At 72.7% G+C, this 12,971-nt stretch carries 6 protein-coding genes and 1 tRNA gene; 2 read left to right on the forward strand and 5 right to left on the reverse strand.

All coding sequences use genetic code 11. The features are described 5' to 3' along the window. Nucleotides 1–77: 77 nt before the first annotated feature. Nucleotides 78–1,112: a glycosyltransferase family 2 protein gene (locus MUN78_RS08760; protein ID WP_244730049.1), complete on the forward strand. Its 1,035-nt coding sequence runs from the start codon at nt 78–80 to the stop codon at nt 1,110–1,112. 41 nt (nt 1,113–1,153) lie between these two features. Here the strand turns inward: MUN78_RS08760 and MUN78_RS08765 are convergent, their stop codons facing one another. The 3 genes from MUN78_RS08765 to MUN78_RS08775 form a co-directional block, all read right to left on the reverse strand. After that, nucleotides 1,154–3,571, reverse strand: coding sequence for a CDP-glycerol glycerophosphotransferase family protein (locus MUN78_RS08765; protein ID WP_244725828.1), 2,418 nt, complete (start codon nt 3,569–3,571; stop codon nt 1,154–1,156). Nucleotides 3,572–3,758: 187 nt separating this feature from the next. Further along, nucleotides 3,759–5,408, reverse strand: coding sequence for a S1C family serine protease (locus tag MUN78_RS08770; protein ID WP_244725830.1), 1,650 nt, complete (start codon nt 5,406–5,408; stop codon nt 3,759–3,761). A gap of 164 nt (nt 5,409–5,572) precedes the next feature. Next, complete coding sequence (locus tag MUN78_RS08775; RefSeq protein WP_244725832.1) at nt 5,573–8,779, reverse strand: DUF11 domain-containing protein; 3,207 nt, start codon at nt 8,777–8,779, stop codon at nt 5,573–5,575. A gap of 376 nt (nt 8,780–9,155) precedes the next feature. Here MUN78_RS08775 and MUN78_RS08780 point away from each other — a divergent pair. Continuing rightward, nucleotides 9,156–9,229: transfer RNA gene (locus tag MUN78_RS08780), tRNA-Met, on the forward strand. Nucleotides 9,230–9,444: 215 nt separating this feature from the next. Here the strand turns inward: MUN78_RS08780 and MUN78_RS08785 are convergent. Both MUN78_RS08785 and MUN78_RS08790 read right to left on the reverse strand, forming a co-directional pair. Next, on the reverse strand, nt 9,445–9,654 hold the full coding sequence (locus MUN78_RS08785; protein ID WP_244725834.1) for a hypothetical protein: 210 nt from the start codon (nt 9,652–9,654) through the stop codon (nt 9,445–9,447). Between the two features lie 137 nt (nt 9,655–9,791). Then, on the reverse strand, nt 9,792–12,869 hold the full coding sequence (locus MUN78_RS08790) for a UPF0182 family membrane protein (RefSeq protein ID WP_244725836.1): 3,078 nt from the start codon (nt 12,867–12,869) through the stop codon (nt 9,792–9,794). Nucleotides 12,870–12,971: the final 102 nt, after the last annotated feature.

Here is a 12,971-nt window from a genome sequence, read left to right on the forward strand (position 1 = left end):
GGCAGGATCGGGGGGTGAGCGAACCCCCGCAGCCGAACCCCCCGCAGGACCCGCCGCCCGCGCCGTTCCCGACCGCGATGCCGGGGCTCCCCGATCTGCCCGGCGTGAGCTATGTGATGCCCGTGCTCAACGAGGAGGCGTATCTCGAGCCGGCGGTGCGCACGATCCTCGCGCAGGACTACGCGGGCGAGAAGGAGATCGTGCTCGCCCTCGGCCCCTCCCGCGACCGCAGCGACGAGATCGCCGCCCGGCTCGCGGAGGAGGATCCGCGCGTCCGCCTCGTCGGGAATCCGGCGCGGGACATCCCCGCGGGGCTCAACGCGGCGATCTCGGCGAGCCGGCACCCCGTGATCGTCCGCGTCGACGCGCACTCCGAACTCACGCCCGACTACACGCGGCTCGGCGTCGCCGCCCTCCGCCGCACGGGCGCCGCGAACGTCGGCGGCATCATGCGCGCCGCGGGACGCGGCGCCGTGCAGCGGGCGATCGCCCGCGGCTACAACAGCCCCTACGGGCTCGGCGGCGGCGCCTACCACGGCGACGGCGTCGCGGGCCTCGCGGAATCCGCCTACCTCGGCATCTTCCGGCGCGAGGCGATCGCGGCGGTCGGGGGGTACGACCCCGGCATCCTCCGCGGAGAGGACTGGGAACTGAACCTCCGCATCCGGCGATCGGGCCGCGAGGTGTGGTTCGAGCCGGCCCTCGGCGTCACCTACTGGCCGCGCGCGAGCCTCGCCGACCTCGCGCGGCAGTTCTTCGCGACGGGCACCTGGCGCGCGGTGCTCGTGCGGCGCTACCGCGGCGCGAACCCGTGGCGCTTCTTCGTGCCCGGCGCGCTCGTCCTCGGCCTCGCGACGAGCGCCGTCGGTCTGGCGCTGCTCCTGACCGGGGTGCTGCCGTGGGCCTCGGCATGGCCGCTGCTGCTCGCGCCCGCCGCGGCCTACCTGCTCGGCGTCGGCTTCGCCGTGATCCGGATCCCCGAGCAGCGCGGCGTCGGCGACCGCCTGCTCACCGCGGCGGCGCTCGTCACCATGCATCTGAGCTGGGGCGCGGGGTTCCTCCGCGGGATCGTGTTCGGCGGGGGCAGGGTCGTCGACCGCTCCCGGATCTGAGCCGGTCGCCGCGGCGGGCGCGCTGCGACTCGGAGCGGGGCTCAGTGCTCCGGGGCCGGCGCGAGGGCTCCGCGCGCCACGAGAGCGTCGACGACGCGCTCGGCGGCACGTCCGTCGTCGTGCGGGGCGAAGCGCTGCCGCCACGCGGCGCTCGCCTCGGCGTGGTCGCGGATCCACACCGCGCCGTCCCCGTCGCTGGCGAACTCGCGGGCGAGCCGGACGACCTCCTCGGGGTCCGACAGCAGCGGGCCGGGCGCCGTGCGCTCGAAGTCGAAGGTGAAGCCGCGCTCCCGATCGCGGTACGCGACGAGGTCGGGCACGAAGAAGAGCATCGGCACGCGGGCCACCGCTGCGTCGAACATGATCGAGGAGTAATCGGTGACGAGGAGATCCGCGGCGAGGATCACGTCGTTCACATCGGGGTGCCTGGAGGCGTCGACGAGCTGCGCGGCCGTGCTCTCGCCGCCGACCCCGAGGCCGTAGCCGCCGAAGGCGTGCGTTCGCGTGTGCCCGCGCACGACCACCGTCCACGCCGGTCCGAGCGCCGCGGCGAGCCGCCGCACACCGAGCTCGTCGACCGGCGTGAGGCCACCGTCGCGCCACGTCGGCGCGTACGCGATGACCCGCTGTTCCGGCGCGATCCCGAGCGCGGCGCGGGCGCGCAGCACCGCGATGGGATTGCGCGCGGCACCCGCGAGGGCCCGTGCGAGGCGGTCGTCGCGCGGGTAGCCCGTCTCCAGGATCTCGCCGCGGAAGGCGTAGCTCGTGCGGAACTGCGCCGTGGAATGCGGATTCTGCGAGAGGAGGAGGCTCCAACGCCGGCTCTCCCTGCGGATCGCCAGTCGGGTGCGCAGCCCGACCCCGGGGCGACCGAGCGCGAGATGCTTGAGCATCGTGCCGTGCCAGGTCTGCAGCACGGTCTGACCGGGGCGGCGACGGAAGCCGAAGCGCAGCCAGTCGTTGACGACGAGGAGCCCGCAGACGCGCCTGGCGGCGTGCCACTCCGGTCCCCCGACGAGCAGCGGGATGGCCCCCTCGGGCACCCGCTGGAGCTCGTGGGTGACGCTCCAGTAGCGCGGGAGCCCGGGGTGGCGCCGCGCGATCTCCCGGTCGATCGCGAGCGGATTGCAGCTCACCTGCCGGCCGTAGAAGCTCTCGAAGAACACGCCGCCCGGCGCGACGAGCTGCTCCGGCCCGAGCCGCAGGCGACGCACGGCCTCGAGCACGCGCGCGGCGGCCCCGCCCTCGGGGTGGGCGTGGAAGCGCGCGGCGAGGGCGCGGGCGTCGGCCTCGGCGGCGCGGCGGATGACGGGATCGGCGTGGAGCTCCTCGAGGCGCGCCGCGACCTCGTCCCAGCTGCGTTCGATGCGTCCCCCGCTCGTGACGGCGAGCGGCTCGTAGAGGCCTCGGCTGCCCTCGTACGCGGACAGGTCGGGCGCGAACCAGACGATCGGCCGACCGAGCAGCGAGAAGTCGAGCGCGATCGAGGAGTAGTCGGTGACGACGACGTCCACGCCGCCCAGCAGGGGGGTGATGTCGCGCACGAGCCCCGCGTCGAGCGCGTGCACGCGGTCGCCGAGCAGGGCGTCGTAGGCGCCCCGGCCGAGCGGGTGCGAGCGGACGAGCAGCCGGGACCCGCTGCTCGCGAGCGCGTCGCGGATGCGCGCGATCTCCGCCGCGTCCGGCACCGCCGGATCCGCGTCGCCGTCGCGCCAGGTCGGCGCGTACAGCACGAGCCGATCGCGCGCCGCGTCGGGGCCGAGCGGGACCCCGCTCCCCCGCAGGAGCTCCAGGAGCTCGGCGCGGGCGCCGGCAACGGCGTCGGCGTCGGCGTCACTCGCCTGCGCGGCGAGCGCGTCGTCCCGCGGGTCCCCGAGGACGCGGACGCGGCCGGGGGCGACCCGGAAGGCGGAGCGGAGCCGCTCGGCGGACACGGGGGATCCGGCGACGAACAGGTCGATCTCGCGCGACCCCGCGAGGTACATCCGGCGCAGCAGCGCACGGACGGGCGCCGGTCCGCGAACCGCGGTCGTGACGGGCGAGTCGAGATGCAGCCGCTTGAGCGGCGCCCCGTGCCACAGCTGGACGACGACGGCGCCGGTCACGCCGAAGCGGTTCGCATCGCCGAGGCCGTGGGTGACGACGATCGTGCCGGCGCGGAGCGTGGTCCAGTAGCCGGCGCGACCGCGCCGCAGGACGGGCTCGAAGCCCGCGTCGCGGGCGAGCGCCGCCTCCGCCTCATCGGCGACGAGCCAGCGGATGCGGACGTCCGGATCGCTCGCCCGCAGCTCGCGCGCGACCGCGAGGGCGCCCTCGCCGACCCCCGCACCGCTGCCGAACACCCAGCTGCGCGCGTCGCGGGGGACGAACCAGGACAGGATCAGCGAGCACAGGTACTTCGGCAGCGCGAGGAGCTTGGCGAGATTGCCGCTCGCGAAGCTGAATCCGGCGGTACTCATCGGAACCACTGTAGGGCATCGCGACGGCACGTCGCTGTGCTCCGCGCGCCGGGCCGCGCGCGGCGACGCCGCGGTCCGATCACGGGGGATCGGACCGCGGCGCCGAGGCGGAGCCGCTCGCGGGGAGCCGGGTGCGCGGCGGCCCGGGCGCGGGTCCGACCGCGCAGGCGCGGCCGGGCCCGGCGTGTCACCACTCCAGGGTGCCGAGCGTGGCTTCCGTCTGCGCCGCCTTGCCGTTGCGGGTGTAGTCGATCGTGACCGTGCTGCCGCCCTCGTGCAGGCGGATGAGCGCGGACACCGAGGTGCCGTCGACCGCGGAGGTGCCGTCGACCGCCGTGATCACGTCGCCGGCCTTGAGGCCCGCTTGGTCGGCCGCGCCGCCGTCGCTCACCTCGACGAGCAGGCCGCCCGCATGGTTGGCGTCGGCGTCGGTGTCCTGCGAGGAGTCGGCGACGGAGGCGCCGAGCAGGCCGTGCGAGGGCTGCTCGCCCGCGATGATCGCGTCGGCGACCCGCGTGACGAGGTTGGCGGGGATCGCGAAGCCGAGGCCGACGCTGCCGGCGGTATCGCTCGACGCGGAGGTCGAGGCGATGGCGACGTTGATGCCGATGAGCTCGCCGCTGCCGTTGAGCAGCGCACCCCCGGAGTTGCCCGGGTTGATGGACGCGTCGGTCTGGATCACGGGAAGCGTGACGCTGCCGCTCGAGCTCTGCTGCTGCTGGCCCTGCTGCCCCTCTTCGCCCGGGAGGCCGAAGCGGAAGTCCCAGGGCAGTCCGCTGCCCCCGTCCTCCTCCTGCCCCTCGGCGGGGTCGTCCTGCTGCGTCGGCTGGTCCTCGATGAGGGGGCTGCCCACGGAGATGCCGCGGTTCAGCGCGCTCACGACGCCGCTCGTGACCGTGTTCGCGAGGTTCAGCGGCGCCCCGATCGCGACCGTGAGATCGCCCACGTCGAGCTTGTCGGAGTCCGCGAACTCGATGGGCTGCAGGCCGGTCGCGTCGATCTTCACGACCGCGAGATCGGCGTAGGGATCGTAGCCCACGAGAGCCCCGTCGTAGATGCTGCCGTCGCTGAGCTTGACGCGGATCGTGGCGTCCGCCATGGCCGCGCCGTCGAGGGTCGCGACATGCGCGTTGGTCACGATGTAGCCGTCCTCGGAGTAGATCACCCCGGAGCCGGAGCCGCTCGCGCTCGACCCGGCGACCTCGAGGGTGACCACGCTCGGCGTCGCCACGGCGGCCACGCCGGAGATCGCGGTGGCGTTCTCGGTGTTGTTCAGCGTGATCGCGCTGTTCCCGCCGCTCTGGGCGACGTTCGACTGCGAGACGTTGGAGGACACGACGGCGGCGACGCCGCCGCCGACCACGCCGCCGAGCAGCGCGCCGATGGCGAGGCCGGCGAGGAGCGCCCCGCTGCGGTGCTTCGGCCGCGACGATCCGCTTCCCGGTGCCGACGCGACGGGAGCCGCGGGGATCCCCGATCCGCCGTCGCCCGACTGCGGCGCGCCGAAAGCGGCCCCGGTGTGCGCGGCAGGGGCGCCGACCGGGGCCGGCGCGAACTGCGGCTGCGGGGAGGCCGGGGGCGCGGGTGCCGGGGGGACGGGCGCCCCGGTGACCGTCTCGGGCAGCTGCGTGGTCGGCTGCTCCGCGGGGATCACGGGCGCCGCGGCTTCGGCGGACGCCCGGTCGCCGGTCGCGTCGGGCGTCGTCTGCGCCGAGCCGGGGGCCGCCGGTGCTGCCGCGGAGCTCGAGTGCTCCGCCGCGGGGGTCTCGGTGGGTCCGGCGCTCGGGGCCTCGGTGCGGGCGGCGTCGGTGGGGTCGTACTCGGGTGTGGTCGTCATCGGGGGCTCCCTTTCTCGTGCTCTCAGCTTGGCCCGCGAATCTATGAATTCGGTTTGTAAGCACTGCACGTGCTCTGCAGATCGACTCCGGCAGGCGCAGCGACGGGCGCTCGGCCGCATCCGGGATGCGGCCGAGCGCCCGGAACCGCGGGGCGCCGCGTTCCTCACACTCCGGCGGAGGCGTCCCCGGATCGGTCGCCCGCGTCCGTCGCCCGGCGCCGCGCCCGGGCGCCGAGCACGCCGGTCGCCCCGGCCAGAGCCGCGACGGCGCCGAGCACCGCGAGCGGCAGCCCCGGAGCACCGCCGGTGGCGGCGAGCCGCGGAGCGCCCGGGCCCTTCGCCCCTGCGGCGGCGGGTCCGCCCGTTTCTCCCGGCGGCGGCACCGACGCGCGCGGCATCGGCGCGCTCACGGCGTCGTCCGGGTGCGAACGGATCGGCGCCTCCCCCGCGGCGGGCGGCGCGGCGACCGCGACGGCCGTGTTGCGCAGCGGCGCGCCGGCGCCCTGATCCTCGAGGCTCGCGACGTAGCCGGCGGTGCACACGAGCGTCGAGCCCGGGGCCAGCGCGCGGGCCTCGGATTCCGGGCACACGACGCCGTCGAGGCGCCCCGTCCCCGAGAACGCGAGCTCCTCGATCCGCACCTCGGCGGCGGTGACCGTGCCCGTATTCGTCACCGTGAAGGTGTAGCCGAGCGCGTCGCCCGCGGCGAAGCGCTCGCGGTCGACGTTCTTCTCCAGTCGCAACGACGCCTCGCGGACAGCCGGCACGGTCACGGAGTCCGGGAGCGAGGCCACGTCGCCTCCCGCGGGATCGACGCCGTGGGCGACGGCCGTGTTGACGAGCGCCCCGGCGTCGAGGTCGGCCTGGCTCGCCTCGTATGCGGCGGTGCAGCTCGTCGATTCCCCGGGCGCGAGCACGGCGCCCTCCGGGCAGCTGATGGCGCTCAGATCCCCGCTGCCGTTGAAGTCGCGCTCCTCGATCGTGATACCGCTCAGCGTGGTGTTCCCGGTATTGACGACGTCGAAGCGGTAGGCGATCGCGTCCCCCGCTGCGAAACCCGTGCGGTCGGCCGTCTTGCGGAGCTCGAGCGCCGGCTGCGGCACCGCGGAGACCCGCACGGCGCTCGGAGGCGCCTCCACCGCGTCGCCCTGCGGGGTCCGACCGCTCGCGGTCGCGGCGTTGTCGATCGTGCCTCGGTCGACGTCCTCCTGCGTCGCCGCGTACGTCGCGGTGCAGAGCACGCTCTCGCCGGGCGCGAGCTCCGTCGTCGGGCAGTCGAGCGCCGGTACGGATCCCGATCCCGTGAACGAGTCCTCCCGTACCGAGACATCGGTGAGCGTCACCGAACCGACGTTCGTCACCGCGAAGGAGTACGCGATCTCCTCGCCCGCGGCGAAGACCCGTCGATCGGCGGCCTTCACGAGGTGCAATGCGGGCCGGCCGGGCGCGAGCGCGATCGCGGTCGATGGATCCGACGTGACCCCCGGACGTCCGGCGGCGTCGCCAGAAGCGACCGCGGTGTTCTCGATCACGCCCCGATCCGCATCCGCCTGATCGGCGGCCTCGTAGCGCCCCGTGCAGACCATCGACTCCCCCGGAGCGAGCGCATCACCGGGGCAGGCGACGCTCGGCGCCGCACCGCTCCCGGTGAACGCGGTCTCGGACACCGTCACGCCCGTGAGCGCGAGATTGCCCGTATTTTCGACCGAGAAGCGATAGTCGAGCGCGTCACCCGCGCCGAACTCGGCGCGGGGACCCCACGCCTCGTCCGCGGGATTCGCGATCTCCTTGACGAGCGCGAGCGCTGGCGCCTGCGCCGCCGGGACCCGCACCTCGTCGGGCGGCGAGGCGATCGACGGTTCGCCCGGCGCGTTCCCCGTCGCGACGGCCGCGTTCGAGATCGCACCGCGTTCGATGTCCTCCTGCGTCACGGTGGTGGCCGCGCTGCACTCCATCGATTCCCCGACGCGCAGGGCGTTCCCGGGGCAGGCCACGGCGGAGAGCTCGCCGGCGCCGTCGAAGGCCGTCTCCTGCACACCGACATTCTCGAGATCGAGGGTGCCGGTGTTGGTCACCGTGAACGTATAGGTGATCGTCTCGCCGACCGTCGCGTACGAGGCGCGATCGGCCGTCTTGGTGATGTCGAGCGACGCGGCGCCGCCGAAGCCGTGCAGCTCCGCGGAGCCGTCCGCCGAGCTCGAGACCCAATCGACGATCGCCCGGTTGTTCCCCCACGAGCCGCACTCCTCCGTGAGCTCGGAGCAGGTGTGCGAGAAGTCCCAGCCGTGGACGAAGCCGCTCGAGTCGACGCCCGCGCGGGCGTCGCGCACGGGCGTCACCGAGGTGCGGTCGCGCGCGGAGAGTCCGCGGTCGTCCCAGTGGAGGGTGGCGTCGCCCCGTTCGTCACCGTTGCGAAGGACGACGCGGATGCCGTCGCGCCCCTCGACGTCGTGCTGGACGATGTGCATCTCGCCGACCGTGGCGAAGACGATGCGCGCGTTCATGCGGCGTCCGGGGGACGCGAGTGCGTCGCCATCCGGGCCGGTGCCGTCCCAGGCGTGGACGTAGCTCCCCCGTCCGTCGGCCGAGAGCGGGATCTCGACGTCCGCGTCCCCCGCGAACGCCCCGTCGCCGTCGGCGTCGATCTGCAGCCGGTAGTCCCCGGTGAACCGCGGCGAGATCGTCGCCGTGAAGGTGCCCGCGAAGGAGCCGGGCTCCGCGGGCGCGAAGCTCAGCGTGGAGGCGTCCAGCTCCGCCGAGGTGAGCGGCTCCGGGGCGACGTACACCTCCGTTCCCGCGAGATCCGCGGTCGCAGGCAGATCGTCGGCGGGCTCCTCGAAGAACACGCGGTAGCGTCCGCCGCAGGCGGCGAAGAGCGACTGCCTGCCGCTCGCGTAGTCGACCGATTCGTAGGCGGAGGTGCACGCGCCCGGCGCGGTGACGTTGCCGACGGGGTCGGCGGTGATCGACGAGTTCATGCCGCGATACCCGCGGAGGTCCACCTGGTAGAGGTATCCCGAATCGTTCATCATCCAGTAGCGCAGATCGGACTTCTCGGGATCCGGGCCCGAGGTCTGCCTGAGGAAGTAGCGGTACGTCCACACCCGACCGGGCACGGCGGTGCCGGCGGAGGCCTCGGCGCGCGCCTCGATCTCCCAATTGCCCTCGAGGTGCTCGTTTCCGCCGGTGTCGAGGTAGACCTGCCAGATCCCGTCTGCGGCGGCGGGTCCGTACAACCGCCCGTCGGGATTCCAGGGCTGCTCGGCTCCGGTGTTGCTGCGGATGTAGTCGGGCCGGGCGTCGGTGTCGACCCAGAGGTACTCCCCCTGCCGCACGAAGATCGAGAACGGCCGGGCTCCCTGGCCGAGCATCGCGGGATCCTGATGTCCGGTCTCGGCCCGCGCGGTGCCCGGCGGCGCGACGCCGACCATCGGCGCGCACAGCGCGCAGGCGAGCCCAGCCGCGAGGAGTCCCAGGAGTCTCGCGAAGCCCCGAGCGGCACGACCCGATCGCGAGCGCGACACGCCCGGCGGCCCTCCGGGATCCGTCGCGCGCGCTCGAATTCTCGGTGCGGATGTCCACATGTCGTCCTCCTGGGGATGTTCGGCCAAGGTCCGACACGCCCGGGCTCGGGCGCGTCACCCCGATACTCATCCGCGGAATCACGCCGATGTCGCCCCATCCACAGCCTCGAGCCGCGCCCGATTGGCATCGCCCCGGATCTCGTGCTAAAGTTAATTCTTGTGCCGCGGGGTGGAGCAGTTCGGTAGCTCGCCGGGCTCATAACCCGGAGGTCGTAGGTTCAAATCCTGCCCCCGCAACGAGAATCGCGTCACCGTAAGGCCCCTGATCGGGAATCCGATCAGGGGCCTTACGCATTGCCGGGGTCCCGTCCGGGCTCGCCCGAGCGCCGGCGGCGCCCCGTGCGGGTCGCTTCGGCCGAGCGGGCAGCGATTCCGCCCAGGTCTTTCGCACCCACTGTGAGCGGGATGCCGCGGCGCCGGCCTCGCGACCGGGCCTCGCGCCGCCCCGAGGCTCAGCTCTCGCCGGCGCGCGGGCGCCTGCGGGGCGACGTCGTCTGCTTCAGGAAGGCGCGCACGAGCCCGCGCTTCTTCGTGAGATACGCGTGCGCCTCGAGCTCTCCCGTCGCGTACTGCGCGTCGAGCTCGGCGATCGCCTCAGCCGCGCTCGACGGCGTCGCGCGCGACGGCGAGCCGTCGAACGATGAGGTCTGGCGGATCTTCACGCGGTTCAGGATACGGGAGACCGCCGACACGAACGCGCACCGGGCCGACGCCCGAGCGGCCCCGACGCGTGAACGGCCCCGACCGGAGAGTTCCGGTCGGGGCCGTTCGCCGCTGCAGCCGTTCGCCGCCAGGCGGCTCACTCCGCGGAGAGCGCCGCCTCGAGCGCCTCGCGGAGGCGGTCGTCGGCCTCGCCGTAGGCGGCCCAGTCGCCCTCCTGCATCGCGGTATCGCGATCCTGGATCGCCTCCTGCATCTGCTCCAGCGCGGCCTCGCGGGTCAGGTCCGTCGTCGAGCCGGAGCCTCCCCCGTCCGTGCCCTCTTCCTCGGCGGGGGGCTCGGCCGTCGGATCCTCCGTCGTGGGCGTGGTCCCGGTATCCCCCGCATTGGCTCCGGAGTTGCCGCCGAACAGCTCGTCCAGCGCCGCGTCGAGGGTGTCCTCGAACGCGATCTGATCGCCGAAGGCGACGAGCACCTTCTGCAGGATCGGGAAGCTCGTGCCGGACTTCGCCTGCACGTACACCGGCTGCACGTAGAGCAGTCCGCCGCCGACCGGCAGCGTCAGCAGGTTGCCGCTGATCACCTCGCTCTCGCCCTGGCGCAGGATGTTCAGCAGGTTCGACACCTTGGAGTCGGTCGTGAAGCTGTTCTGCACCTGCCCGGGGCCGGGGATCGGATTGCCCTTCGGCAGCGTCAGCAGCTTCAGCGTGCCGTAGTCGTCCGACACCTCGCCGTCGGCGGAACCGGCGTTGGAGTTCGCCGCGAGATACCCCGTGAGGATGTCGCGGGAGTTCTCCCCGTTCTGGTCCGGGATGTAGGTCGAGTAGATCGAGTAGTTGGGCTTCGCGTCCGCGCCCGCCGCGAGGGTGAGGTAGTACGGCGGCTGCGCGAGCTTACTCGACGTCCCCGTCGCGGTCGTCGTCGTGGCGTTCGACACCGGATCGTCCGGGGTGCGCCAGCGGTCCTCAGCCGAGTAGAAGGCGTCGGCGTCGGTCACGTGGTACTCGCCGAGCATGGCGCGCTGCACCTTGAACAGATCGCTCGGATAGCGCACGTGGCTGAGCAGGTCGCCGCTCATCTCGGAGACGTCGGTGAGCGTCCCGGGGAAGATCTTCCCCCAGGCCTGGAGCAGCGGATCCTCGGTGTCCCACGCGTACAGCCGCACCGAGCCGTCGTAGGCGTCGACGGTCGCTTTCACCGAGTTGCGGATGTAGTTGATGTTGTTGGCGAGCGGGTCGCGCTGCTCGTTGTCCGCATCCTGCGTGAGCCCGTTCATGTCAGACACCTCGGAGTACGGGTACTGCGCCGAGGTCGTGTACCCGTCGACGATCCAGACGATACGGCCGTCGACGACCGAGGCGTAGGGAGACTCGTCGATCGTGAGATACGGGGCCACCTTCTGCACGCGCTCGACCGGGTTGCGGTCGTAGAGGATCTGCGAGCCGTCGACCACGGCGCCCGAGAGGAGCACCTCCATGTCCTGGAACTTCAGCGCGTAAATGAGCTTCATGAAGATGTTGTCGAGCACCGGTCCGCCGTCGCCCGAGAACGTCGTCATGTTCTGCCGACCGCCCTCGGCCGACTCCTCCTCGGCCGGCTCCTCCTCGGCGGCGGCGGTCTCGTCGACCGTCTCCTCGGCCGCGGCCTCGTCGGTCACGGCCTCCTCGTTCAGGGCATTCGCGTCCTCGCCCTCCGCGGGCACGGCGTCGTCCGCCGTGGCCTCGGCGTTGCTCTCGGCGTCCGCCGGGAAGTCGAGCTCGATCGACTTCGCGCGCTCCCCGCCGACGATCGAGTACTCGGGCGAGTCCATGCCGAAGTAGACGCGCGGTTCGAACTCGCCGAGCTGCCCGCTCGTGGGGATGCCGTTCTCGAGGAACACCGGTTCGCCGCCGGGCGAACGCTGATTTCCGAAGGCGGCCACGAGGCCGTAGCCGTGCGTGTAGACGAGGGTCCGGTTGTACCACCCGGTTTGGTCGTCGATGTTGATGTCGCGGATGGCCGAGACGGTGTCCTCGACCTCGCCGTCGATCTCGTAGCGGTCGACGTTGAGCGACGTCGGGAACTGGTAGTACTGCCGGATCTGCTCGAGCTGCGAGAACGTCGGGGAGACGACCTCGGGATCGATGATGCGGATGTTGGCCGTCGTCGCGGCGTCGTCGCGGAGCGCACCCGGTTCGGCGTCGGTGACCGCGTCGTAGCGCTCCACCTCGACGTCGTCGATGCCGTATGCGGTCCGGGTGGCCTCGATGTTGCGCTCGATGTACTCCGCCTCGAGGCTCTTCTCGTCCGGGGTGACCTGGAACTGCTGCACGGCCCAGGGGTAACCGATGCCGAGCACGATGCTCGAGACGAGGAAGAGCGCGGTGCCGATGACGGGCAGACGCCACTTGCCGGTGAACGCCGTGACGAGGAAGAGGATCGCGATGATCGCCGCGATGCCCGCGAGGATCTGCTTGCCCGGGATCACCGCGTGCACGTCCTGGAACATGGCGCCCGTGCGCAGGCCCGAGGTGCCGCTGAGGGAGGCGTACTGGTCGAGCCACAGGCTGACGGCCTGCAGGAGCAGGTAGACGGCAGCGAGGATCGCGGCCTGGATGCGGGTCGACTTCGAGACGCGCACGTCACGACCCGCGAAGGAGATGCCGCCGTAGAGGTAGCTCGTCGCGACGCCGGCGATGAGCGCGATGAGCACCGCGGCCGACGCGAAGGCGACGATGCCCTGCAGCATCGGCAGGCTGAACAGGTAGAAGGAGATGTCGAGCCCGAACTGGGCGTCGCTCTGCCCGGTGGCCTCGCCGTTGATCCAGAGCAGCGCGCTCTGCCACTGCCCGGCGGTGCTGAATCCGCCGAAGAGCCCGATGACCGCGGGCAGCGCCCACTTCACGAGCCGGCGCAGCGGCTCGAACAGCTCCTGATAGCGGTCGAGCTGCGCGGTCAGCCGCGCGTAGACGGGGCGCTTGCGGTACGCGATGTCGATGGACACGAAGACGGGCACGGCCATCCCGAGGAAGCCGATGACGAACATCACTCCGGCGGCGATCCACTGCGTCGTGAGCACGGGGAGGAAGTCGAGCTGGCGGTACCACATCACCTCCGCGAGCACCGCCGCGACGGCGAGGAATCCGAGGATCAGCACCACCACGAGCACGATGGTGATGGCGAGGGGGGACATCCGGCGCTGACGGGCGGCCTGAGCGTCGATGTTCTGGTCGGTCACGTCTGGGACTACTTTCCTGTTCGGAGTGCACCCCGAGGAGGGTGCCGAGCGGGTTCCGCGACCACCCTATCGCCCGCCGCTGACAACCCCCGGTGCGGCGAC

Origin of the sequence: Leucobacter allii, from assembly GCF_022919155.1 — a bacterium.
In the GTDB taxonomy this organism is placed as follows: domain Bacteria; phylum Actinomycetota; class Actinomycetes; order Actinomycetales; family Microbacteriaceae; genus Leucobacter; species Leucobacter allii.